This is a genomic window from Pseudomonas sp. R37(2017) (genome assembly GCF_002113375.1).
Lineage (GTDB): Bacteria > Pseudomonadota > Gammaproteobacteria > Pseudomonadales > Pseudomonadaceae > Aquipseudomonas.
The window spans coordinates 1-22,980 of the sequence record NZ_NEHO01000001.1; the positions used below are offsets into that span (position 1 = coordinate 1).

At 60.2% G+C, this 22,980-nt stretch carries 21 protein-coding genes and 1 pseudogene; 6 read left to right on the forward strand and 16 right to left on the reverse strand.

The annotated features are described in order from the left end of the window. Positions 1 to 461 precede the first annotated feature (461 nt). The 3 genes and pseudogenes from CAG47_RS00005 to CAG47_RS00015 form a co-directional block, all read left to right on the forward strand. Positions 462 to 1,406 (forward strand): chromate resistance protein ChrB domain-containing protein, encoded by a 945-nt coding sequence (locus CAG47_RS00005; protein WP_085722897.1) that lies wholly within the window; start codon positions 462 to 464, stop codon positions 1,404 to 1,406. After that, positions 1,399 to 2,757 (forward strand): chromate efflux transporter, encoded by a 1,359-nt coding sequence (gene chrA / locus CAG47_RS00010; protein WP_085722898.1) that lies wholly within the window; start codon positions 1,399 to 1,401, stop codon positions 2,755 to 2,757. Before CAG47_RS00005 ends, chrA begins: the two co-directional genes overlap by 8 nt. Positions 2,758 to 2,823: 66 nt before the next feature. Next, positions 2,824 to 3,039, forward strand: a pseudogene (locus CAG47_RS00015) (YkvA family protein); the annotation flags it as partial. Positions 3,040 to 3,047: 8 nt separating this feature from the next. Here CAG47_RS00015 and CAG47_RS00020 read toward each other — a convergent pair. From CAG47_RS00020 to CAG47_RS00030, 3 genes are all read right to left on the reverse strand, one after another. Beyond that, on the reverse strand, positions 3,048 to 3,482 hold the full coding sequence (locus CAG47_RS00020) for a hydrogenase (protein WP_256577353.1): 435 nt from the start codon (positions 3,480 to 3,482) through the stop codon (positions 3,048 to 3,050). Between the two features lie 368 nt (positions 3,483 to 3,850). Then, positions 3,851 to 4,045: a hypothetical protein gene (locus CAG47_RS00025; protein WP_085722900.1), complete on the reverse strand. Its 195-nt coding sequence runs from the start codon at positions 4,043 to 4,045 to the stop codon at positions 3,851 to 3,853. A gap of 475 nt (positions 4,046 to 4,520) precedes the next feature. Next, positions 4,521 to 4,802 (reverse strand): excalibur calcium-binding domain-containing protein, encoded by a 282-nt coding sequence (locus tag CAG47_RS00030; protein ID WP_085722901.1) that lies wholly within the window; start codon positions 4,800 to 4,802, stop codon positions 4,521 to 4,523. A 508-nt stretch (positions 4,803 to 5,310) separates the two neighbouring features. Here CAG47_RS00030 and gabP point away from each other — a divergent pair. Together gabP and CAG47_RS00040 are read left to right on the forward strand one after the other, a co-directional pair. Then, positions 5,311 to 6,714: a GABA permease gene (gene gabP / locus CAG47_RS00035; protein ID WP_085722902.1), complete on the forward strand. Its 1,404-nt coding sequence runs from the start codon at positions 5,311 to 5,313 to the stop codon at positions 6,712 to 6,714. A gap of 5 nt (positions 6,715 to 6,719) precedes the next feature. After that, positions 6,720 to 7,820, forward strand: a complete 1,101-nt coding sequence (locus CAG47_RS00040; RefSeq protein ID WP_371917172.1) for a GlxA family transcriptional regulator — start codon at positions 6,720 to 6,722, stop codon at positions 7,818 to 7,820. A gap of 44 nt (positions 7,821 to 7,864) precedes the next feature. Here the strand turns inward: CAG47_RS00040 and CAG47_RS00045 are convergent, their stop codons facing one another. Together CAG47_RS00045 and CAG47_RS00050 are read right to left on the reverse strand one after the other, a co-directional pair. Next, a complete protein-coding gene (locus tag CAG47_RS00045; protein ID WP_085723428.1) occupies positions 7,865 to 9,061 on the reverse strand; it encodes an MFS transporter in 1,197 nt (398 codons plus the stop codon). A gap of 131 nt (positions 9,062 to 9,192) precedes the next feature. Beyond that, complete coding sequence (locus CAG47_RS00050; protein WP_085722904.1) at positions 9,193 to 10,242, reverse strand: NAD(P)-dependent alcohol dehydrogenase; 1,050 nt, start codon at positions 10,240 to 10,242, stop codon at positions 9,193 to 9,195. 161 nt (positions 10,243 to 10,403) lie between these two features. On the opposite strand from CAG47_RS00050, the gene CAG47_RS00055 reads away from it, so the two are divergent. Further along, complete coding sequence (locus CAG47_RS00055) at positions 10,404 to 11,312, forward strand: AraC family transcriptional regulator (protein ID WP_085722905.1); 909 nt, start codon at positions 10,404 to 10,406, stop codon at positions 11,310 to 11,312. 247 nt (positions 11,313 to 11,559) lie between these two features. On the opposite strand, the gene CAG47_RS00060 is transcribed toward CAG47_RS00055, so the two are convergent. The 11 genes from CAG47_RS00060 to CAG47_RS00110 form a co-directional block, all read right to left on the reverse strand. Then, positions 11,560 to 13,035 (reverse strand): aldehyde dehydrogenase family protein, encoded by a 1,476-nt coding sequence (locus CAG47_RS00060; protein WP_218190668.1) that lies wholly within the window; start codon positions 13,033 to 13,035, stop codon positions 11,560 to 11,562. Between the two features lie 19 nt (positions 13,036 to 13,054). After that, positions 13,055 to 14,005, reverse strand: coding sequence for an NTP transferase domain-containing protein (locus CAG47_RS00065; RefSeq protein WP_085722907.1), 951 nt, complete (start codon positions 14,003 to 14,005; stop codon positions 13,055 to 13,057). Between the two features lie 274 nt (positions 14,006 to 14,279). Next, positions 14,280 to 15,782 (reverse strand): aldehyde dehydrogenase, encoded by a 1,503-nt coding sequence (locus tag CAG47_RS00070; protein WP_085722908.1) that lies wholly within the window; start codon positions 15,780 to 15,782, stop codon positions 14,280 to 14,282. Between the two features lie 16 nt (positions 15,783 to 15,798). Then, positions 15,799 to 16,848 carry an aminoglycoside phosphotransferase family protein gene (locus CAG47_RS00075; RefSeq protein WP_085722909.1) on the reverse strand — a complete coding sequence of 350 codons (1,050 nt, stop codon included), beginning with the start codon at positions 16,846 to 16,848 and terminating at the stop codon, positions 15,799 to 15,801. Positions 16,849 to 16,852: 4 nt separating this feature from the next. Beyond that, positions 16,853 to 17,197 (reverse strand): cupin domain-containing protein, encoded by a 345-nt coding sequence (locus tag CAG47_RS00080; protein ID WP_085722910.1) that lies wholly within the window; start codon positions 17,195 to 17,197, stop codon positions 16,853 to 16,855. A 60-nt stretch (positions 17,198 to 17,257) separates the two neighbouring features. Continuing rightward, positions 17,258 to 17,623: a cupin domain-containing protein gene (locus CAG47_RS00085; RefSeq protein ID WP_085722911.1), complete on the reverse strand. Its 366-nt coding sequence runs from the start codon at positions 17,621 to 17,623 to the stop codon at positions 17,258 to 17,260. Beyond that, on the reverse strand, positions 17,616 to 18,902 hold the full coding sequence (locus tag CAG47_RS00090) for a glycosyltransferase (protein WP_085722912.1): 1,287 nt from the start codon (positions 18,900 to 18,902) through the stop codon (positions 17,616 to 17,618). The genes CAG47_RS00085 and CAG47_RS00090 overlap by 8 nt, the downstream gene beginning before the upstream one ends. A 30-nt stretch (positions 18,903 to 18,932) precedes the next feature. After that, positions 18,933 to 20,012 (reverse strand): ABC transporter ATP-binding protein, encoded by a 1,080-nt coding sequence (locus CAG47_RS00095; RefSeq protein ID WP_085722913.1) that lies wholly within the window; start codon positions 20,010 to 20,012, stop codon positions 18,933 to 18,935. Continuing rightward, positions 20,002 to 20,814 carry an ABC transporter permease gene (locus tag CAG47_RS00100; protein WP_085722914.1) on the reverse strand — a complete coding sequence of 271 codons (813 nt, stop codon included), beginning with the start codon at positions 20,812 to 20,814 and terminating at the stop codon, positions 20,002 to 20,004. The genes CAG47_RS00095 and CAG47_RS00100 overlap by 11 nt, the downstream gene beginning before the upstream one ends. Then, positions 20,807 to 21,670: an ABC transporter permease gene (locus tag CAG47_RS00105; RefSeq protein ID WP_085722915.1), complete on the reverse strand. Its 864-nt coding sequence runs from the start codon at positions 21,668 to 21,670 to the stop codon at positions 20,807 to 20,809. Before CAG47_RS00105 ends, CAG47_RS00100 begins: the two co-directional genes overlap by 8 nt. A gap of 87 nt (positions 21,671 to 21,757) precedes the next feature. Beyond that, complete coding sequence (locus tag CAG47_RS00110) at positions 21,758 to 22,810, reverse strand: spermidine/putrescine ABC transporter substrate-binding protein (protein WP_085722916.1); 1,053 nt, start codon at positions 22,808 to 22,810, stop codon at positions 21,758 to 21,760. Positions 22,811 to 22,980: the final 170 nt, after the last annotated feature.

Consider the following 22,980-nt stretch of genomic DNA (forward strand, 5'->3'; position numbering starts at 1 on the left):
GAGTAACTTGTGATGCTGATAATCTGTTGACTAGCAGTCTGACTCCACAAGCACCCACACGAATTGCTTGATTCAGTTGTTAAAGAGCGGTTGGTTAAGATCTTTCGTCTCAACCGAGGCGCGCATCTTACAGCGCACTTTTTCAATTTGCAACCCTAAAAGTTAATGATTTTTCAGTAAAATCAATCACTTAAACCAAGAGCAACTTCGAACTGCTCGTTAGCGGGAGGCGAATAGTACAGCATTAAAATACTCGGTCAACTCCCTCCGAAAAATTCTTTTCCCTTGTCTCACTGCGACCGACTGCCCATGAAAGCTGACAGGTACGCGAGAAAGCCCTGCACACTTCCTTCGGCGCTCTGCCGGCATCCCTGCCTAGCCCTCGTTCCGAGTGGCGGCTTTGCAAATACCCGGCACAATAGTAGTGTTGCGATTACTACATATTAAGCATCTTACTCTACATGAAAAACTGGCTTGCGCTGATTCTCGGCTTACCCACTGCCAATGCCACCGAACGCATGCGAGCCTGGCGTGCCTTGAAGGCATCAGGTGCGGCGGTTTTGCGCGATGGTGCCTATTTGCTGCCTGACACCGATGTCTGTCGCGAAGCCTTGGAATCTGTGGAACGGGATATCCTTTCTATCAATGGCACTGCTTACACACTGCCGGTGGTCGATCCGCATGGCGAGCGATTTGTCTCGTTGTTCGACCGTAGCGATGACTACAGCAAGCTACGCGCAGAGATCGAGGAATGTCGCGGGCAACTCAATCCTGAAAACGCGTTGGCCACCACCAAACAGATACGCAAGCTGCGCAAAACCTACGATCAGCTTTCCAACATCGATTACTTCCCGGGCAAGTCGAAGCAGCAGATCCACTCCGCCTTGCAAGAGCTTGAGACCGCAGTCAGCAGAGCGTTGTCTGCGGATGAACCCCATAGCCGCGACTTGCTCATAACGGCACTCAATCGTGGTGACTATCAAGGACGTGTTTGGGCGACTCGCAAGCGTCCATGGGTAGATCGTCTTGCGTGTGCCTGGTTGATTCGTCGCTTCATCGACCCACAAGCCCGGATTCTCTGGCTCGACAGCCCAACAGACTGTCCAGCAGATGCCTTGGGTTTCGATTTCGATGGAGCGACCTTCAGTCATGTCGGCAACCGTGTGACCTTCGAAACCCTGCAAGCCAGTTTCGAGCTTGAAGAGCCCGGCCTGAACCGTATCGCGGCCCTGGTGCACTACCTCGATATCGGGGGCATTCAGCCGGTGGAGGCTGCCGGGATCGAACGGTTGCTGGCTGGCCTGCGCGAAACCATTAGCCACGACGACCATTTGCTGGCTGCTGCGAGCGCCATTTTTGACGGGTTGCTCGCCGGATTTGTGAAAGAGGAACAACCTAATGAGTAAGGTTTTGGCAGCAGCGACTGAAGAAAACCTGTCGAAGCCAAAGCCGATCAGTTTGCGTGAGGCTTTCCGGTTCTGGCTGAAGCTGGGCTTCATCAGCTTCGGCGGGCCAGCGGGACAGATCGCGATCATGCACCAGGAACTGGTGGAGCGGCGGCGCTGGATATCCGAGCGCAGATTCTTGCACGCCCTCAACTACTGCATGTTGCTGCCTGGGCCCGAGGCTCAACAGTTGGCAACCTACATCGGCTGGCTGATGCATCGAACCTGGGGCGGAATAATCGCAGGCGTGCTGTTTGTGCTGCCCTCCTTGTTCATCCTGATCGCTTTGTCGTGGATGTACATCGCCTTCGGCGAAGTGCCTGTGGTGGCTGGACTCTTCTATGGCATCAAGCCCGCCGTGACGGCCATCGTGGTACAGGCGGCCCATCGAATCGGCTCCCGGGCTTTGAAGAACAATTGGCTATGGGCGATAGCGGCAGCATCATTCACCGCCATCTTCGCGTTCAATGTTCCGTTCCCGTTGATCGTTCTGGGAGCCGCGCTGATCGGTTATGTCGGTGGACGCCTGGCCCCCGAAAAATTCAGAGCGGGGGGCCATGGCGCCGCCAAAAAATCCTACGGCCCGGCCTTGATCGATGATGACACTCCGTCTCCGGAGCATGCACGGTTCAGCTGGTTGAAATTGGCGTCGCTCGCGATCATTGGTGCTGCACTTTGGGCATTGCCAATGGGTATTCTGACCGCACTCTTTGGTTGGGAAGGCACTTTGACCCAGATGGGCTGGTTCTTTACCAAGGCAGCGCTGTTGACGTTTGGCGGGGCCTATGCGGTGCTCCCATATGTTTACCAGGGCGCGGTCGGTCACTATGGCTGGCTAACCCCGACACAGATGATCGACGGACTGGCTCTGGGCGAAACCACACCGGGGCCGCTGATCATGGTGGTGGCCTTCGTCGGCTTTGTCGGGGCCTATATCTCGCAAATATTCGGGGCCGATCAAATGTTTCTGGCAGGAGCCGTGGCTGCCACCCTGGTGACCTGGTTCACTTTTCTGCCCTCATTCCTGTTCATCCTCGCGGGTGGCCCGCTGGTGGAGTCAACCCACAACGAACTCAAATTCACTGCGCCGCTAACGGCCATTACAGCGGCAGTGGTTGGCGTGATCCTCAATCTGGCGTGTTTCTTCGGTTATCACGTGCTATGGCCCAAAGGCTTCAGCGGCAACCTCGATTGGCCCTCGGCGCTGATCGCCATTGCGGCGGCAATTGCCTTGTTCCGCTTCAAGAGGGGCGTTATTCAGGTACTGATAGCCTGCGCACTCATTGGCTTGGCCGTGCATCTGATGCGCTAAAGAACACGAATTGATCAGCAGTCTATGGCGGGCGTCCGGTCCGCCAAATCAGCCATGAGCACTGGCATGCTTCAACGATTGAAAAAGTGGGCCAGGTCCATCAAGCAACAGACCATGACCCTGTGGTTCTGCTGCCGCAATCCGCGAACCCCTTGGCCGGTGAAATGGTTGTGCATCCTGGTGGTGTCCTACGCGTTGAGCCCCATCGACCTGATTCCGGACTTCATCCCTGTCCTGGGGCTCCTCGATGATTTGGTCCTGTTGCCGGCGGCCACCTGGCTGAAGCCCATTCACTGAACGGGCGCCTTTTTACGCAATCCCCAAAGCATGAGAACGACAGCGATAATGATGGCGACCCCAACGCTCGCAAACCCTGCCGTAACAAGATTCTCCTGCCACGGTTCCCCCATGCGCCCGCCACTTGCAATAGGCGACACGGACATCGTACCGAGAATGGCCGCCAATACCGTGAACGCCCAGTTTGAATAGGCGCCGTAAAGCGCCGTCCAATACGCAACGGCCTTTGTGCGAGGGGCGAGGTGTATCTCTACCCAGGCTGCGCCAAATGCCAGGAGCAGAATTCCATTCATTACCCCCTCAAGGTGAGCTGCAAGCCCTAATCGCGGATTGCTGAATTGTTGCTCTATCAAGCCTGTGCAGAGGCCTAGAAACACTAAGAACATGCCATGCCAAAGCAGTCCTCGCCGAGCTTCGACCATCTCCATGGGGCCTCCCATGATTGGCTGGAATAGGATATTGAACAATCAACAACTCTAGATCGTTCTCCGCAAAATGGGGCCCCGAACTCTGAATGCCCCCTTGCGCATCCAACCGCAACCAGCGGAATGGAAAAGTGCGGCCGAGTTTTGTCGGATCGCCCCCCCGCGCCACCTGGAGGCGGCCATGGCGAGCAGTTACGCAGACAGTGCGCAGGCCCGAGAATGGGTCAGGCACTACGAGATTTGGGATTGCGAGAGGACATCGTAGTCCGAAGAATTCCACGACTACGAGGCCACCGAACAGATGAGTACGCAGCCGATGCCACCGACATGATCGAACTTTACCAATGCATCGCGGTGCGACTCACCTTCAGCTATTGGACCGAGCAGGAAGAGGAAGGCTTGAGCAGTTCCTTTCCATAGGCCATCTCACGCCAGCGCGCCAGATCGGCAATAAGGCGCAGACCTTCGAAGGCTTGCTCATGGAGTTGATCATCGGGAAGCGTGAGCAGCCGCAGCACTTCGTCGCCGATCATCACGATTGCCATTTCATCGGTTGTTGTACTCATCAAGGTCACCCTGGGTGTGTGCCTGATCGAACCTCTTGGTCACCTTACCTATTGCGAGGGAGGTGAAGGCTCGATCCAAACAGTGCAGGCCAGTTTCTTGTTCAATCGGGCCTTCTTTCGGAGTGGGTCCGGGGTCTCACCCGCAAACGCAAGTACCCAGGCGCCTGAACTTCCAAGGGGATCAAACTGTCGCTCATGACTGATCACCTGAACCGGCCCCATGCCGGGATGCCAAACAACAATTGTTGACTAAAGCTGTAGACGGATCGGCACCTCCACCGTTCGGATGAAGCGACCAATGGTGAGTGCACGCGTCCCTGCAAGGAGCGTAAATCCCGATAAATTTGGTAGGCGCGATTGTCAATGGAGCGGGCGAGATAATCCCCTGAACCGCAGTTCACCCGATCAACTCGCCCGACGCCCCTCATCTGATGTCATATCCCAACTTTCAGCCTGCGCGAGGAGCGGCGAACAGTCACTGGCACCACTGCGTCTCGCAGGGTATCCCGTCGTTGTCTCCATCCATTTTCATTCCCGGGCAATTTTGCAGGAAGTTCTTGGCCTCTGCGCACGAGGTCATCTGCGAGCAATATTTGCGTCCATCACATTTGACTCGGACCGAAACAGCTTTCGGCGCGATCGCGACCGTGGAGGTTGCATGGGAAGTCGATAATTGAGCCTCAGCCCAAGACTGAAGTTCAGGGGAAAACTTCCAAGCCAACAGCCCAACGAAAAGCACCACCAACATCAGCTTCATTTTGATCCTTCCTTGAGAGATCGTTTGCACGCTCACGTTGCCTGCCTTTCAGCGTAAACCATTCATCGACATACAGCCCGCCGGTGAAAGGCAGCCGATGATTGGGCGTAATACGGGAACAATGGGGGGTCGGTTGTCTGGGAAGCTTCCGTCCCCCAACCCGGCATCGCTCACCGAATACGCCCCTGCCCTTCTCACTTCTGCCGCCATGGCAGATCTCCCGACAAAACAAAATAATTGCTTTTGGCCACTTGATGACCAACTGGTTTTTACCGTGAACGAAAAGTTTTCACGTGTCGATATCAGATATAGATGTGGCGTGATCAGGTAACTGAGTCGTCGGACAAGCCGGGTAAGGTGGCGCGTCTTTTCATCGAGATAGACCTGTCCCGATGATGGGTTTGATAAGAACAGCAGCGTTTGAAGGGGGTCGCTTTCAGGTAAGGCGACAGTGATGATCGCGCCCCCGTCAGTACGCTTAAAAGTCGATCAGCAGAGAAAAAAAACAATGATTAGCCCGAGCTCCAATGATTCGAGTGGCCAATTGGCGCAGGGCTTCAAGCCTCGTCACGTCACCATGTTGTCTATCGCCGGGATTATCGGTGCCGGTTTGTTCGTGGGTTCGGGGCATGCCATTGCAGCCGCAGGCCCAGCCGTCCTGCTGGCCTATCTGTTCTCGGGCCTACTGGTGGTCCTGGTCATGCGCATGCTGGGTGAGATGGCAGTGGCCAACCCGGACACCGGTTCGTTCTCCACCTATGCCGACCAGGCGATCGGCCGTTGGGCCGGCTTCACCATCGGTTGGCTCTACTGGTGGTTCTGGGTACTGGTGATTCCCATTGAGGCGCTGGCCGCCGGGCATGTGCTCAACCAATGGTTTCCCCAGATCGATGCCTGGCTGTTCGCACTGGTGTCGATCATTGCGCTGGTGGTGACCAACCTGTTCAGTGTGTCCAAGTACGGCGAGTTCGAGTTCTGGTTCGCCATGGCCAAGGTCGTGGCGATCATTGGTTTCATCGCCGTGGGCTTCGCGGTGTTGATGGGCTGGATCCCCGACCGGGAAGTCAGCGGTTTGAGCAGCCTGATGGCCGAGCACGGCGGGTTCGCGCCCAACGGCCTGTCGGCGGTGGTGGGCGCCTTCATCACCATCATGTTCAGCTTCATCGGCACGGAGGCGGTGACCATCGCAGCCGCCGAATCCGACAACCCGTCACAGAACATTGCCAAGGCTACGCGCTCGGTGATCTGGCGCATCGGAGTGTTCTACCTGCTGTCGATTTTCGTGGTCATCTCCGTAGTGCCCTGGAACGATCCGCTGTTGGCCTCGGTAGGCTCCTACCAGCGAGCCCTGGAAATCATGAACATTCCCCACGCCAAGTTCATGGTGGACGTGGTGGTACTGATCGCCGTGGCGAGTTGCATGAATTCCTCGATCTACATCGCCTCACGCATGCTGTATTCATTGGGGCGCCGTGGCGATGCACCCAAAGCGCTCAAGGCGACGTCCTCTGAAGGCGTGCCACGGGCGGCGGTTATCGCCAGTTCCGTGTTGGGTGCTGCGATCACCGTGTGGAGCTACTTCATGCCCTCCGGTTTGTTCGAGTTCCTGCTGGCCAGTTCCGGCGCGATTGCCTTGCTGGTGTACCTGGCCATTGCGGTGTCGCAGTTGCGCATGCGCCGGATGTTGCGTCGGAAAAACGTCGAGCTGACCTTTCGCATGTGGCTGTTCCCATGGCTCACGTGGCTGGTGATCGCGTTCATTTGCGCGGCGCTGGCGGTCATGATGGTTTCCCCGCAACACCGTACTGAAGTGAGCACGACCATCGGCCTGGCGCTGGCAATATCATTTATCGGCCTGGTCACGTCCCGTCAGCCTGCACATTCTGCAGCGGCGAAGTCAGTAAGAACATGACCACGATGGCATCAGGTTCCACCATGGCCAAGGGTACAACGACCCAATCGGTTGGCTTTCTACTGCTGGATAAATTCACGCTGATTTCCCTCGCCTCGGCGGTAGAGCCTTTACGCATGGCCAATCAGTTATCAGGACGAGAGTTGTACCGCTGGCATACCTTCAGCCCGGGTGGCGAGCCCGTGTGGGCCAGCGACGGTGTGCCGATCACCCCGGATGCTTCATGGAGCAATCCATGGGTGGCGGACACTGTCATCGTGTGCGGCGGCGTAGGCATCCAGAACGTGGTCACTGGCGAACACATTGCCTGGCTCAAGGCCCTGGCACGTCAATCTCGACGGCTGGGAGGCATATGCACCGGTAGCTGGGCACTGGCCAGGGCAGGCCTGCTGGACGGCTATGAGTGCAGCGTGCATTGGGAATGCCTGGCCGCCATGCAGGAAGCTTTTCCGCGACTCAGCGTCAGCGCGAGCCTGTTCACCCTCGACCGGAACCGGTTCACAAGCTCCGGCGGAACGGCGCCCATGGACATGATGTTGCACCTGATCGGTCGCGATCATGGCCAGGAATTGTCCTCCGCCATTTCGGAGATGTTTGTCTACGAGCGCATCCGCAATGAACAGGACCAACAGCGCGTACCACTCAAGCACGTGCTGGGCACGCATCAGCCCAAACTGCAGGAAGTCGTTGCGTTGATGGAGGCCAACCTCGAAGAGCCGATCGACCTCGATAACCTTGCAGAATACGTTGACCTTTCACGTCGACAGCTGGAGAGACTGTTCCAGAAATACCTGAACTGTACGCCGTCCCGTTACTACCTCAGGCTTCGCCTTATCCGGGCGCGGCAATTGCTCAAACAAACCTCCTTGTCGCTCATCGAGCTGGCATCGATCTGCGGTTTTGTGTCCACACCCCACTTTTCCAAATGCTATCGCGAACACTTCGGTGTTCCACCGAGCGACGAACGCGCAGGCTCTGAAATGAGTCGCAAGCGGGCGGTGCCCGCGACCACGCCACAGCTCACGACCATGCCGCTGACCGCACTGGATCAGGCGCGAAACGAATCGACGTTTGCAAGCGTGCGGATGAATGATCATGCCTGGTAGCGCACGGCAATCGATAGTCCGTCGATGTCGGTCGTGCAGTGATCTCAGGCTGTCGCGTTCGACTCGACAAGTTGTACGTCCGTGGCACTGCGACCCGCCAGCCAAGCCAGGACAGACGCGGCGACCAACACAGTTGCGCTGAGCTCGAATGTGGCTTTATACCCGCTCGAATCAAACGCCAGGCCGCCGATGATTGCTCCTCCTGCAATAGCCAGCTGGACAATGGCCACGAGCAAACCTCCACCGGCCTCGGCATCATCAGGGAGCGTTCGAGCCAGCCATGTCCACCATCCGACGGGAGCAGCAGTAGCCACCAGCCCCCATAGTCCGAGCAACACTGCGGTCAGTAACGGCGACGCGCCGAAGGCTATCAGAGCCAGCGCTATGACAGCCATTGTCAGAGGTATCACTGTCAACGTGCGGTACAGGTCATTCCCGATAAATCTCTCGATCAGAAAAGTCCCGATGAAACCTGCCACGCCCAGACCGAGCAGCATGAACGACAACATTGAAACGCTGACGCCGGTGACGACCTCGAGAAAGGGGCGCAGGTAAGTAAACAGCATGAACTGCCCCATGAAAAATACGCTGACGGCGACCAACCCCAATGCGACTGGCAACTGCTTTATCAGCCGCAGGGCGTTGCCGCTACCCACGTTGCGCTCGGCCTTGAAAGACGGAAGGCTGATCAGCAGCCACACCGCGGCAACCGTTGCCACCGGCACGACACAGAAAAACGCGCCCCGCCATCCGATCAACGAGCCAAGAAAACTGCCTGCCGGAGCTGCTATCACTGTAGCGAGTGCGTTTCCGCCGTTGACGATGGCCAATGCCCGGGACACCTGATCAGCCGGCACCAGACGCATTGCGGTCGCCGCTGACAATGACCAGAAACCACCGATCGCTATTCCGATCAAGGCACGCCCGACCATGAAAGAGGGATAGCCTGGCGCAAACGCGACGACCGTACCGGAGATGATCATCAGCAAGGTCAGACACAGCAGCAGCTTCTTGCGTTCGACGCGAACGGCGATCGCTGCAATGACCAGGCTTGTGACCAAGGCAAATGCACCTGACACCGAAATGCCCTGACCTGCCTGGCCTTCGGTAATGTGCAGCTCTGCGGCAATGGGCGTTAGCAGGCTGACGGGCATGAATTCCGATGCGACCAGGGCGAATGCGGCCAGCGACATAGCCAGCACGGCGCTCCAGCCGCGTTTTTCTGTAGAGCGAGATGTCATGAAAACTACCTGTGTTGCGAGAAGCATGTTGACGTTGCGTGCAGGGGAACGAGGCATTTTTCGTTCGCTTCGGTCCGCGCGAACAACTGAAGCCAGCACACGTCAGGGCGATTGCCCGGACGCGCCGTTCTTCATTCAGCGAGGGTCGCGTTGTCGATCACGAAACGGTATTTGACGTCACCCTTGAGCATCCGCTCGTAGGCCTCGTTGATGTGCTCTGCGTGTATCAGCTCGATGTCCGAAACGATGCCATGCTCGGCACAGAAATCGAGCATCTCCTGTGTTTGCGCAATACCGCCAATCATTGAGCCGGCGAGTGTGCGCCGCTTCATGATCAGGTTGAACACGTTGGGCGATGAGTGCGGCGAGGCCGGAGCGCCAACCAGCGTCATGGCACCGTCGCGTTTAAGCAGGACCAGGAATGCGTCCAGATCGTGGGGGGCGGCGACGGTGTTGATGATCAGGTCGAAACTCTTCAGGTGCGCGGCCATTTGCCGGGCATCGCTGGAGACAACCACTTCATTGGCGCCCAGCGCCCTGGCGGCCTCGCGCTTTGACTCGGACGTGGTGAACGCCACGACATGCGCGCCCAACGCATGGGCAAGTTTAATACCCATGTGACCCAAGCCACCGATGCCGACTACGCCTACTTTCTTGCCGGGGCCTGCGTTCCAATGGCGCAATGGCGACCAGGTCGTGATACCTGCACACAACAGTGGCGCAACGGCAGCCAACTGCGTCTCGCAGTGGCGAATACGCAGTGCGTAGCGCTGATTCACCACGATCGATTGCGAATAGCCACCGAGCGTCCAGCCGGGTGCATCCGGAGTCGGAAAGTTGTAGGTACCGATCATGCCATCGCAATAGTTTTCCAGCCCTGCGTCGCATTCCTCGCAATGCTTGCAGCTGTCGACGATGCAACCGACACCGACCAGATCACCGGGTGAAAAATCGGTGACCTTCGAGCCTGTGGCTGCAACGCGGCCAACGATTTCGTGGCCGGGCACACAGGGAAATTGTGTGCCTTCCCATTCGGCGCGAACCTGGTGCAGATCCGAATGACAGATACCGCAATAAGCGATCTGGATCTGTACATCTTCCGGGCCGGGTTCGCGGCGAGTAATGCGCAGGGGTTCAAGTGGTTTGTCGGCCGCATGGGCGCCATAGGCGAAGACTTGCATAGAGGCTCTCCTGTAACAGTTCGACATATTGTCCCGGTCAATTTGCTTCAGCCCCTAGTGCGATCCGCTTGAATGCTTGCCTGATCCTGTGGAGATGCAGGGTGATGAATAGGAAACGCGTCGACAGCAGGCTAGAGTCCGATCAACAGGAGTGAGCTGCCATGATCCCTACCCAGCTGTGCCAGGAATCGCCCCTGGCATTGAACATTGACCCACGCGTGAACATGCCCGGTGACTTCGCCACGCCGATACCCGGTTTGTCACTGTTTCGCCGGGACCGGCCAGCGCCACCTTCCGTGTGCATGGTCGAACCGAGCCTGATTCTGGTGGGACGCGGTGAGAAACGGCTGTGGATCGGTGGCGAAGGCCACAGCTACGACCGCTCACGGTTTCTGGTGACGTCACTGGATCTGCCGGCCAACTCCGAAGTGCTCGTCGCCAGCCCCGAACAGCCCTGTGTCGGACTGGTACTGAAGCTGGATGTCGGCATGCTCGCCGAAGTGATCGCCATGGGCGGGCTGCCGGCGACGCGCAATCGAGCCGTGGGTACCGGCGCGGGTATCGGGAACATGTCGCCGGCGTTGGAGGGCGCGCTCGATCGCCTGCTGGCATTGCTCGACGAACCTGAAGCGATTCCGGTACTCGCACCGCTGATCCTGCGCGAAATTCATTACCGGCTGCTTGACAGCGACCAAGGTGCGCGGCTACGGCAGATCACAGCCGTCGATGGGCAAGGCTATCGCATCGCAAAGGCGATCGACTGGCTCAAAGTCAACTACGCCGCTGTGTTGCGCATCGACGAGCTGGCGGCGCGGGTGCAGATGAGCGCCCCTACTTTTCACCACCATTTCCGCCAGCTCACCGCCATGAGTCCGCTGCAGTACCAGAAGTGGTTGCGCCTGAACGAGGCGCGTCGACTGATGTTGATCGAGCATCTTGATGTCTCTCGGGCGGCGTTTGCCGTCGGGTACGAAAGTCCCTCGCAGTTCAGCCGCGAATACGGTCGGCTGTTCGGCACTGCACCCAGTCGCGACATGGCGCTGCTGCGTGGGCAGCCATTCGAGGCATAAGCGTTGAGCAACGCGGTCAATCAAGGCTTGTAGCAATGCCCAACAGCCGATGAACCAGCGGATGAGCCATGGAACTGCGAATCGACCAGAAGACCTGGTCGAGATCCGGCTGGCACATCGATTTTCCGCACCTTCAGAAGCGGCGCGTGAACCCTCAGAACTTTGCGCATTCGGTCGAAATTTCTTAACAAGAACCGTCACTGGCAGCTTCGTCGAGCGCCTTCGCCTCGGCGCCCCGGCAGGTCGCTCACTTGATGTACCACCCCCAGGGCAGCTCGCTGTCGTAGCGCGTCAGCTGCTTCACCTCACGATAACTGTCGAAACCCCACTGACCCAACTCGCGACCGATTCCGCTCTGCTTGTAACCTCCCCAAGGCGCTTCGGTGAACGTCGGTTGTGAGCAGTTGATCCAGACAATTCCGGCACGCAGACGCCTGGCTACTCGCTCGGCCCGCTCCAGATTGCGGGACATCACCGCTGCGGCCAGGCCGAACGGCGAGTCATTCGCCAGGCGCAGAGCTTCAGCTTCGTCGTCGAACGCGCGCAGACAGACGACAGGCCCGAAGATTTCCTCGCGCCAGATGTCGCTGTCGGTCGGCACATCCGCGAAGATCGTCGGCGTGAGGTAGTAGCCAGCGCTCAGGTGCCCGGGGCGGTCGCCGCCGTAGAGCAAACGAGCGCCGCTGTTGCGACCCGATTCGATGGCAGTCAGAACCTTGTCCAGTTGACCACGACTGACCAGTGGGCCCAGCAGCACGCCCTCCTCCAGTCCGTGACCGATACGGATCCTGCTCGCTTCCTCGACCAGCCGTTCGAGCAGTGCGGGATAGAGCGAACGCTCCACCAACACGCGAGATGTGGCCGAGCAGACTTGGCCCTGGTTCCAGAAGATGCCGAACATGATCCATTCCACTGCCGCCTCGAGGTCTGCGTCGGCGAAGACAATGAAGGGTGACTTGCCACCCAGCTCCAGGCTGATGTTCTTGATGTCACGGGAGGCGGCCTGCATGATCCGTCGTCCGGTCGGCACGCTGCCGGTGAAGGCCAGCTTGTCCACCAGCGGGTGCTCGGCCATTGGAGCCCCGGCATCGGGACCGAGGCCGGTCACCAGGTTGAACACTCCGTCCGGCAACCCCGCTTCATGGATGATGGACGCCAGCTCCAGCGCGGTCAGCGGGGTCAGTTCCGAGGGTTTGAGCACAATGGTGCAGCCGGCCGCCAGTGCAGGCGCCACCTTCCAGGCTGCCATCAGCAGCGGGAAGTTCCACGGGATGATCGCCCCCACCACGCCTACCGGCTCGCGTTCGACCCACGAGCTGAAGCGCTCGTCGGCCAACTCGATGGGCTGCTGCGACTCCTGGTCCGCGGCCTGTGCCAAGTCAGCGTAAAAGTCGAAGCAGTTGGCGGCATCGGCCAGATCCCACTGCGCTTCCGGCAGTGGCTTGCCATTGTCACGCACCTCCAGTTCCGCGAGTTGCGGCAGGCGCCGGCGAATCCCCTCGGCGATGGCACGCAGCACCTCTGCGCGCTGACTTCCGGCAAGACGCGGCCAAGGCCCCTCATCGAAAGCGCGACGCGCAGCGCGCACCGCCAGGTCGATGTCCTCGGCGGTCGCCGCCGGGACCTGGGCGAGCACGCTTTCGTCGCTTGGATCAAGGGTGGTAAAGCTGCCGCTCCTGGCCGGCCGGGTCCATTGTCCATCGATGTACAAGTGTTGATAGATATCCAACTTGCGTCTCCTCTCAGGCTATTCCAGCCGGCTCGATATGAACATGCTCCAGATGGCTGAATGCATTGATGCGCGCGCCGCGTCCAACTTGAACTCCGGGGCCGAATACGACACAGGGCTCCACCCTGACGTCGGCATCGAGCTGGGTATCGGCACTGAAATACACCGTCTCCGCTGCGGTAAGGGTCACCCCTTCCTGCATGGCCCGACGGCGTCGACGACGCTGAAAAATCTGCTCGGCTGCGTGCAATTGCTCACGGTCGTTGACGCCAAGGATTTCTTCCTCAGCGACTTCAACCGCCACCACTGAAAGCCCGGCAGCGTTGGCCTGCTCCACCGCATCGGTGAGGTAGTACTCCCCTTGGGCATTGGTGTTGCCGATCCGCTCGAGCAACCAGAGGCAGTGGTCCGCGCGAAAGCCCATCACACCGCCGTTGCACAACTTGATCGCCCGTTCCTCTGGCGTGGCGTCCTTGGCCTCACGGATTGCCCGCAGGTGGCCGTCTTCCACCAGCAGCCGACCGTACGGGTCTGGCTGTTCGCTCAAGAAGCCGGCGACCGCCACGGCTGCGCCTTCGATCAGGGTTTGCCGCAAGCGCGCCAGCGTTTCTGCGCCAATCAAAGGCGAATCACCAAACAGCACCAGCACGCAGCCCTGCTCGTGGGTTTGCAGCGCAGGCCGTGCAGCCAGCACCGCATGTGCGGTACCCAGGCGCTCACGCTGCACGAATGTCCGGGCGTGCGGCGCCAGCCCTCGGACGTACTCGCCCACCTCTGGCGTGTCCGGCCCGACGACCACGGCCAGCGCGTCCGCACCAGCGGCGTCCGCTGCGGCGAGCACGTGGCCGAGCAACGGCCGGTTGCCGACCTGGTGCATCACCTTGGGCAAAGACGAACGCATGCGAGTGCCCTGCCCCGCTGCGAGGATCACCGCAAGCGTGGGGAAATTTTCCTGCTGGTTCATACCCAAATTCCTCAAACGCTGCAGAGCATGTCGTCGTTGTAGTTAGTCCGCCGATCTACAAGCTGCGGCGTGTCGTCGATGAAGCGCAGGGCGGTATTGCAATAGAAAGTGGTCATCTCATCTCCCCGGGAGTAGGCGGTTTCGTTCGCGCAGGGCCACCCGGGCGACGACGTGCAAGCCGTCGCGCCAGATGGCGATCCATGTGGTTGTCGTTGCATCGGCCGGTTCAGCGCCTCACCGAGGAGGCACTGAACCGGCCGTTATCGCGTACGCCTCAGGCGCGGTAGAACACGTCGTCGCTGTACGGGTACCACCAGTCATGCAGCTGCGGCTTGTGGTCGATGATCACCATCTTCGTGCGGCGAAAGGCATCCAGCCCCTGGCGGCCCAGTTCGCGACCAACGCCGGACATCTTCGAACCGCCGAAAGGCAACGCGTCGTTGTCGATCAGCGGGTTGTTGACCCAGACCATGCCCGCTTCCAGTCGCTCGGAGGCCTCCATGACTTCGGCCAGGTCAGTGGAGAACACGCAGGCGCCAAGGCCGAACGGCGAGTCGTTGGCCAATTGCAGCGCCTCCTCGAAGTCCTTGACCTTGCGAATGGCCGCCACCGGACCGAACACCTCCTCGTGGCAGATATCCATGTCGGCGGTGACGCCGGTGAGGATGGTCGGTTCGTAGAACCAGCCGACCGTCTGCTGCGGCGGGACGCGCCCGCCGCAGACAACGGTCGCGCCCTTGGCCACGGCATCGTCCACCAGACGGATGACCTTGTTGCGCGCCGCCTCGCTGACCAGCGGACCGATCTCGCTGCGCTCCAGGCCGTGGCCGATACGCAACTGGCGCGTGCGCTCGGCGAAGCGGGCGACGAACTCGTCGTGGATATCCTCGACCACGTAGAAGCGTTCGGCCGAGGTGCAGATCTGCCCGGCCAGGTGGAACGCGGCGGTCACCGAACCGGCGGCGGCGATGTCCACAGGTGCATGGGCGCTGATGATCATCGGATCGCTGCCACCGGCCTCGATGATCGCTGGCTTCATGCGTTCGGCACAGGCCCTGGCGACCGCCTGGCCGGCGACCGTGCTACCGGTGAAGGCGACCGCATGAGTACGCTCCGACTGCACCAGCAGTTGGGCGGTCTGGGCGTCGCCCGGCACGCAGGAGACCAGGCCGGCCGGCAGCACGCGGAAGTGCTCCATGAACTTCAGGGTACTCAGAGTGGTACCTTCGGCCGGCTTGACGATGCAGGCATTGCCCGCTGCCAGCGAGGCCGCCACGGTCCAGCAGATCAGCAGGATCGGAAAGTTGAACGGCAGGATGTGCACGCTGACGCCATAGGGGTCGTAGCGCATGTGCTGGAAGGAGCCGAGCTGGGTTGTACCGGCGATCTTGCCGGCATCGTCCCGGGCCATTTCGGCGAAGTAGCGGAAGACCGGCGCGCAGTTGCCCAGTTCGCCCATGGCCTCGGGGAACGGCTTGCCCATTTCCAGGGTCACCAGCCGGGCTACCTCGCGCTTGCAGGCTTCGTCCTGCTCGATGGAGTCGGCCAGGCGATGCAGCAGCGCGGAGCGGGTCTTGGCATCGACTGTGCGCCAGGCCTGGTGCGCCGCGTTGGCGGCGTCGATGGCGGCCTCCACGTCTTCGCGTTCGCACAGGGCGATGGTGCCGACCCGCTGCAGCGAAGCGGGGTCGATGTTGTCGCGCACGCGACGGGTCACCGGTGCCTGATAGTCAGGGTTGATGAAACGCTGAGGGGTATCGCAATTAAACGTAGTCATGGCAACTCCTTGAGATTCAGAGGATTCGTTCGCGCAAGGCGTCCAGGGCAGCGGCAGGCAAGCCGTCGCGCCAGGTCGCCAAGTGGCGATCGAGGAAATCACGCAGTGGATGAAGCGCCGGCCGCTCCAGCGCCTCCTGGAAGAGGCGCTGTACGCGCGGCAGGTGATCGAGGTAGCCGAGCTTGCCGTCGCGCTGGGCCAGGCGCACGAAGATGCCGAGCACCTTGGCGTGACGCTGGGCCGCGAGGACCGCGTAGTCAGCCATGAATGCCTGCACATCCAGCTCCGGGCGGTGCGCCAGGTAGCGTTGCAGCAGTGCGTCCTGCAGCGCCTGCGGGACGTCGCGGCGGGCGTCCTCCAGCAGCGACATCAGGTCGTACGCGGCAGCACCGTGCAGGGCGTCCTGGAAATCGAGCAGGCCGCAGGCGGCCACGCCGTCCCGGTCTTCGAGCAGCATGAGGTTGTCGACGTGGAAATCCCGCAGCACCACGGCTTCGCGACGCCCGGCCACCGCCTCGCAGAGGCTGGCGAAGAGCGTCAGATAGCCCTCGCGCAACGCCGGCGCCGGAGCCTCGTTGAGCAACAACGGGGCATACCAGTCGATGAACAGAGCGAATTCCTCTGCCAGACGCACAGAGTCGTAGGCCGGCAACAACGCACCATATCCGGCGGGTGCGCGATGCAACTCGGCCAGGCAATCCACTGCCAGTTCGTAGAGCGGCGCTTCGGCATTGCCGGCGGCCAGCAGACGGGTATAGGTGCCCTGGCCGAAGTCCTCGATCAGGGCGAACCCCGCCGCCTCGTCGGATGCCAGTACGGTAGGTGCCGACAGGCCGAGGTGACGCAGCAATTTGGACACTCGCAGGTAAGGCGTCAGCGGTTCGCCTGCCGGCGGCGAATCCATCAACAGCATCCCGGCATCCGTCAGGCGGAAGTAGCGTCTCGCCGAGGCATCCGCAGGCAGGGCCTGCAGGTGCGCGTCGGACCTCGAGTGGCGAGCCATGAAGGCCCGCCGCTCGGCGTCGCGTGCGTCCTGCTGCACTGGTTGTTTCAGGGCTTGGCTCATGGCATCACCGAATCATGTAGACCTTTTTCACCGTCTCGTGGACGGTGCACACGCCTTTCCAGTCCTTGGGGAAGAAGGCAGCCGTGTCGGGAGTGATCTCGATCACCTCGCCCGACTCGTGGACATAGGTGCAGCGCCCCTCGAGGAAATGGCAGAACTCATCGCTGGTGACGTGGCAATGCCACTGACCCGGCGTGCAGTGCCAGATACCGCACTCGGAACGGCCTTCCGGCCCCTTGTGCATGACCACACCACTGACTCGGGACTGGCCTTCGATCATGGTCGGGATCACGCCCCAGTCCGCCAGCTCGGTGACGTGCAGAGGTTTGTGGATGACGGGGGTTTTCATAGTCGAACACTCGCTTTTTCGGATGAGGCCGCGCCATTGGGCGCGGCGCAGAACGCCGGATCAGACCAGCATGTATACGTTGCGCAGAACTTCCTGGACCTCGCACTCGCCAGTCCAGCCGGCGGGGAACAGCACCAGGGTGTCGGGACCGACATGGATCACCTCGCCGTCATCGCTGCGATAGATCGCGCGACCGGCGAGGAAATGGCACATCTCGTCCCGAGGGATCGACAGCCGCCAGGTACCGGGGGTGCAGACCCACAGTCCGGTTTCCGGGCTGTTGTTCGGGCCTTTGAAGAGGAGGCGACCACTGGAGTGGGACAGTCCCTTGACCGGGTCGGACTGGGTGCCCCAATCGACCAGATCACTGTAACCACGGGCACCGTAGATTCGCGGTGCACTGGAATCGAGGCAGGCATCAGACATTTTTCAGAACTCCATCGAGAATGTGCGCGGCGTCTTGTTGGCCATTGCGCGAACGCATGTAGGCGCTGGTGTTTTTCAGGCGCTCGGCCAGCGCCTTGTCGCCGACACAGAGCGCGAGTTTTTCTCCCAGCTCGGCGGCGTCCCAGTCGTAGCGATGCAGGCTGAACCCATGGCCGCTTTCCTGGGCACGCATGGCGTTGTCATGGCCGTCCCAGACGTAAGGCATGACAATCGCCGGTTTGCCGAAGTACAGGCATTCGGTGAAGCTGTTGTTCCCGCCGTGGTGGATCACGGCGTCGACCTGGGCGATCACCGAGGGCTGCGGGTACCAGTTGGAAACGATCACGTTGTCCGGCAGATCGGTGTAACGCGCCACGTGCTCGCCGACGTTGAACAGTGCGCGATAGGGCAACGTGCCAATGGTCGCGATGAGGCGCTGGAGCAGCTCCACGTCCCCTGCCCCCAGACTGCCGAAGCTGACGTAGAGCAGCGGCTTATCGTTGTTGGCGCGGAACTGCGGGATCTCGTAGGGTTTGTCCTGGCGCACGCAGCCCTGCAGGTAGTGGAAGCGATCGGCAGGCAGCGGGTGGCGACGCTCGAACTTCACCGGATCCGGATACAGCAGCAGGTTCATGCAGGGCGACTCTTCGAAAAAAGTGCCAAGGGGATAAGGCTCTTCACCACAAGTGGCGAGGAATGCATTGAAGTCGTCGTGAATCGGCTTGATCACTTCCTCGAAGCGGGCACGGAAGCGTGCATGGCCTTCCTTGTCGTCGATGCTCATGCCTGAGAGGTAGGGTGGAATGTCCGAATCCTCCACCTCGTTCTCCGAGCAGGAGATGATTCGTACCCAAGGCTTGCCGTACTGCTTTATCGCCGGGAAGAGGATGATGTTGTCGACACAGATCAGGTCCGGCTTGATCCTGTCGAGAATCGCCGGCAGTTCCTTCTGCGCCCATTTACTGGTCTCGACGACGGCTGCCCAACATTCCTTGACGTAGTTGTCGATCTGGTCGATCGGGTCCTTGCGGAAATTGGGGATGTGGCCGTTGACGAAGTCGGTCCAGTAGCGCGCCATTTCCTCCGTCGGCATCGGCTCGGACATGTTCACGTAGTGCTCCTCGAAGCCGTAAGCCGAATACACCCCGGTCATGCCCGGATCGGTCAGGAACACAGCCTTGTGCCCCAGCGCCTCACAGGCCTGGGCAATGCCCACCGAATTGAGCGCCGGGCCGTAGGCGGCCTCGGGGAAGAATGCGATGACCTTTCGTTCACTCATGATCTGAACTCCAACTTTTATTGTTATGACTTAGCGAGACAGGACACGGGCATGCTGGCTGTTCCAGCCCAGACGTATGGGCATGCCCGTCATGAAGGAGGAAAACTCGTGCTCCGAGCTCGACACACGGACAATCAGGGGTTTTCCGGAAACCGGTGTGCTTACGTGCAGGTTGGTGTCCAGGCCGTGGTAGGCGACCTCGACCACCTGGCCGTTGACTTCGTTGTCGCAGGTGCGGGTGGTCGGCCCCAGCACCTGGAGGCGCTCCGGACGCAGCGCCAGCGCTATCTGGCCGCTCACCTCCTCGGGGGTCGGCTCGATGCGCAGGGTCTGGCCACCGGCTTCGATCAGGTTGCCGGGCAGGCGTGTGCCTTCGATCAGATTGCTCACCCCGATGAAATCCGCAACGAAACGATTGCGCGGGTTCTCGTAGAGTTCTGTCGGTGTGCCGCATTGGCTGACCTGGCCGTCCTTGAGCACGGCCATGCGGTCGGCCATGACCAGCGCCTCTTCCTGGTCGTGGGTGACGACGATGAAGGTGATGCCTATCTCGTTCTGCAGGCGCTTGAGTTCCAGCTGCATCTTCTCGCGCAGCTTCTTGTCCAGCGCGCCGAGCGGTTCGTCGAGCAGCAGCACCCGTGGACGCTTGATCAGCGCGCGAGCCAGAGCTACTCGCTGACGCTGCCCACCGGACAGCTGGTCCGGACGACGCGATGCGAACTCCTGCAGCTGCGCAGTCGCCAGCATGGCGTCTACGCGCTGAGCGATCTCATCCTTCGGCAGGCGCTCCATCTCCAGGCCGTAGGCGATGTTGTCGCGCACGTTCATGGTGGGGAACAGCGCATAGGACTGAAACATCAGGTTCAGCGGCCGGCGGTTGGGCGGGATCGGCGAGATGTCCCGGCCGTCCAGGAAGATACTGCCCGAGGTTGGCGTCTCGAAACCGGCAAGCATTCTCAGGAGCGTGCTCTTGCCGCTTCCGGAGGGGCCGAGCAGCGCAAAGAACTCGTTCTCACGGATCGCAAGAGACACGTTGTTGACGGCCTGACCATGGCCATAGCTTTTGCTGACCTTATCCAGGGTCAGTAGCGGAGCGTTGTTATTGTTCATTCTTGTTTTGCACCTTGTTAAGCCGCTGGGAAGCGAACAGCGCGGTGAAGCTGACCAGCAACACCAGGGTCGCCAACGCGTTGATCTCAGGGGTGATACCGAAGCGGATCATCGAGTAGATCTGCATGGGCAAAGTGATCGAGCCGCTGCCTGCCCCGGAGTTGAAGAAGGCGATGATGAATTCGTCCACCGACAGGGTGAACGCCAGCAGCCCGCCAGCCAGTACGCCGGGAAAGATCGCCGGAAGCAGCACCCGGCGCAGGGTTGTCGGCCAGCTCGCACCGAGGTCAATGGAGGCCTCGAGGATCGAGTAGTCGAAGTGCTTGAGGCGAGTGCGCACCACCGCACAGGCGAAGGCGATGTTGAACACCACGTGACTGAGAATGACCGAGTGCAGGCCAAGGCTCATCTTCAGCAGGTTGAAGAACGACAACAGGGCGACGGCCAGGACGATGTCCGGAATGATCATTGGCGCCATCAGCAACGTGTCCGTCAGGCCCGCACTGCGCCCCGGGTTGCCGCTGGCGTGGGCACGCAATTCGACACCCAGTGCAAGCAGGGTCCCCAGAACGCAGGAAATCACTGTGGAAACCACCGCTACGATCAGGGTGTTCAGCGCTGCGTGCTGGATGGCCGAGTTGGCCAGCAGCGCGCCGTACCACTTGAACGAGACACCACCCCACGCGGTAGGCAGACCGTTCGCGTTGAAGGACAGAGCGATCAGCACCAGGATCGGCACATAAAGGAAGGCGTACACCAGCCACAGGTGGCTGCCCAGCAGAACACCGGATGCATTACGCATGGCGCACCCCCTGTGCGCGACGCGCCAGCATGGCCTGGATGAACAGGAGCAGCAGCATCGTACCGATCAGGAAAAAGGCCAGCGCCGAACCGAAGGGCCAATCGCGAGCGGTAAAGAACTGCGAGTAGATCAGGTTGCCGACCATCAGTACCTGCTTGCCACCCAGCAGATCGGCCGTGACGAAGTTGCCGATGCTGAGGACGAAGACGAAGACCGCGCCGGCCGCGATGCCGGGAACGCTCATCGGCAGAATGATGCGCCGGAAGGTGGTCCAGCCGGAGGCGCCCAAGTCGCTGGAGGCTTCCCACAGTTCTCGGTTGATTCGCGAGAGCGACGAGTAGATCGCCAGGATCACGAATGGGCTGTAGTTGTAGATCAACCCCAGTACTACGGCATTTTCGGTGTAGAGGATGTTGAGGAAGTCTCCATACAGTCCCAGGGGCTCCAGCAGACCCGCAATCACCCCCTGACGATTGAGCAGGACGATCCAGGCATAGGTGCGAATCAGGTAGTTGCTCCAGAACGGCAGCATCACCAGAAACAGGTAGATCGCCTGACGTCGTTGTGGCGCACGCGCGATGGCATAGGCCGCGCCGTAGCCGATCAATACCGCGAAGAAGGTGGCGAGACCGGCGATCTTCGCCGAGCGCAGAACGACTTCCAGGTACAGCGGATCGAGTGCTCGCAGGTAGTTTTCCCAAGTGAATACGTATTCGATACCGCCATAGGCGCCGCGCTCGAAGAAGCTGTAGACCAGCACCAGCAAGCAAGGCAGCAGCAGAAACAGAACAAGCCATCCCAAGGCAGGCAGCAGCAGCCATGCCGAAAGACGTCTGTCAGCGTGCAAAATACTCATGTGTAGCTCCCCCAACCCCAAGCCAATGGGGTGGTATCTAGCGATGTCGGAGTAGCGGAGCGACCTGGGCCGCTCCAGATCGGCGCCTTACTGCGCGGCCATGATTTCGGTCACGGCGCGGGTGTAAGCCTTCTGCGTGGAGCCACCAACGTCTCGCAACTGCTGCTGCTTGATCAGGTCGGCCGGTGAGATGGTGAGGTTGGGATACTTGGCCAGCAGGTCCTTGGGCAGTCCCTCCATGGCCGCCTTGTTAGGCACCTTGTAGAGAATGTTCTCGGCGATCCAGGCGTGGTTTTCCTTGGCCAGCATGAAGTTGACGAACTGGTAGGCGGCATCGAGATGCTTCGAGCCTTTCATCACGACCATGGTGTCCACCCAGAGGTCGGAGCCCTCCTTGGGCACCACGAACTTGATGTTCGCGTCAGCCCGGGTGCCGTAGTTGCACCAGCCATCCCAGGCGTGAGCCATCAGCGTCTCGCCCGATACGAGCTTGGAATAGAAGGTGGTGTCGTCGAAGGAAAGGATGCGCTTCTTGCTCTGGATCAACTCGTCCCGCACCTTGGAAATATGCGCAGGATCGCTCTCGTTCACGCTCCAGCCGTTGGCGAGGAAGCCGGCGCCGAGCAACCACCGATCCGTGGCCAGCAGGGTCAGCTTGCCCTTGGTCGCGTCACCGGGATTGAGCAGCTCGTTCCAGCTGGACGGCGCCTGGCTCAATTTATCGGCGCGGTAGCAGATGCCGGTGGTGCCCCAGGTGTAGGGGGCGGCGAAATGGTTGCCTGGGTCGAAGGCGAGGTTTTGCGCCTCTGGATAGAGGTTCTTCAAGTTGGGAACCTTGACCGGGTCCATGTCGGCGAGCAGTCCCTGCTTCTGCAGAATCTCGGCGAACTGAGAGGACACGAACACCACGTCGTAACCTTCACCGCCGGTGGCCATGAGCTTGCCCATGATCTCTTCGTTGGTGGCATGCAACGACTTGTCCACCTCGATGCCGGTGGCTTTCTGGAACTTCTCCAGCGTATCCGGGGCCATGTAACCGTCCCAGATGGAGATCACCATATCCTTCGCCTGGACCAGGGGAGCGGCCAGGGCGGAGGTCAGGGCAAGACTTGCATACAGCAGCGCTCTGCTTCTGTTCATGGGGGAATGCACCTCTCGATTGCTTGTTTTTGTTTCGAAGGTTGCAAAAGACCGAGCCAAGGCTGCATGTCTTTTTTTGCGATAAAATACCACAAGGAAGTTTGTGTCAATATTTTTCGAATGTTGTTGGCGGTGCGACGCTGTGGCATAAGAGGCGTCGCGCACCGGCG

Bases quoted from the DNA above. Each gene is read 5' to 3' on its own strand.
- CAG47_RS00005 (WP_085722897.1), top strand. From the start codon at position 462: ATGAAAAACTGGCTTGCGCTGATTCTCGGCTTACCCACTGCCAATGCC.
- chrA (WP_085722898.1), top strand. From the start codon at position 1,399: ATGAGTAAGGTTTTGGCAGCAGCGACTGAAGAAAACCTGTCGAAGCCA.
- CAG47_RS00020 (WP_256577353.1), bottom strand. From the start codon at position 3,482: ATGGAGATGGTCGAAGCTCGGCGAGGACTGCTTTGGCATGGCATGTTC.
- CAG47_RS00025 (WP_085722900.1), bottom strand. From the start codon at position 4,045: ATGAGTACAACAACCGATGAAATGGCAATCGTGATGATCGGCGACGAA.
- CAG47_RS00030 (WP_085722901.1), bottom strand. From the start codon at position 4,802: ATGAAGCTGATGTTGGTGGTGCTTTTCGTTGGGCTGTTGGCTTGGAAG.
- gabP (WP_085722902.1), top strand. From the start codon at position 5,311: ATGATTAGCCCGAGCTCCAATGATTCGAGTGGCCAATTGGCGCAGGGC.
- CAG47_RS00040 (WP_371917172.1), top strand. From the start codon at position 6,720: ATGGCATCAGGTTCCACCATGGCCAAGGGTACAACGACCCAATCGGTT.
- CAG47_RS00045 (WP_085723428.1), bottom strand. From the start codon at position 9,061: ATGACATCTCGCTCTACAGAAAAACGCGGCTGGAGCGCCGTGCTGGCT.
- CAG47_RS00050 (WP_085722904.1), bottom strand. From the start codon at position 10,242: ATGCAAGTCTTCGCCTATGGCGCCCATGCGGCCGACAAACCACTTGAA.
- CAG47_RS00055 (WP_085722905.1), top strand. From the start codon at position 10,404: ATGATCCCTACCCAGCTGTGCCAGGAATCGCCCCTGGCATTGAACATT.
- CAG47_RS00065 (WP_085722907.1), bottom strand. From the start codon at position 14,005: ATGAACCAGCAGGAAAATTTCCCCACGCTTGCGGTGATCCTCGCAGCG.
- CAG47_RS00070 (WP_085722908.1), bottom strand. From the start codon at position 15,782: ATGACTACGTTTAATTGCGATACCCCTCAGCGTTTCATCAACCCTGAC.
- CAG47_RS00075 (WP_085722909.1), bottom strand. From the start codon at position 16,848: ATGAGCCAAGCCCTGAAACAACCAGTGCAGCAGGACGCACGCGACGCC.
- CAG47_RS00080 (WP_085722910.1), bottom strand. From the start codon at position 17,197: ATGAAAACCCCCGTCATCCACAAACCTCTGCACGTCACCGAGCTGGCG.
- CAG47_RS00085 (WP_085722911.1), bottom strand. From the start codon at position 17,623: ATGTCTGATGCCTGCCTCGATTCCAGTGCACCGCGAATCTACGGTGCC.
- CAG47_RS00090 (WP_085722912.1), bottom strand. From the start codon at position 18,902: ATGAGTGAACGAAAGGTCATCGCATTCTTCCCCGAGGCCGCCTACGGC.
- CAG47_RS00095 (WP_085722913.1), bottom strand. From the start codon at position 20,012: ATGAACAATAACAACGCTCCGCTACTGACCCTGGATAAGGTCAGCAAA.
- CAG47_RS00100 (WP_085722914.1), bottom strand. From the start codon at position 20,814: ATGCGTAATGCATCCGGTGTTCTGCTGGGCAGCCACCTGTGGCTGGTG.
- CAG47_RS00105 (WP_085722915.1), bottom strand. From the start codon at position 21,670: ATGAGTATTTTGCACGCTGACAGACGTCTTTCGGCATGGCTGCTGCTG.
- CAG47_RS00110 (WP_085722916.1), bottom strand. From the start codon at position 22,810: ATGAACAGAAGCAGAGCGCTGCTGTATGCAAGTCTTGCCCTGACCTCC.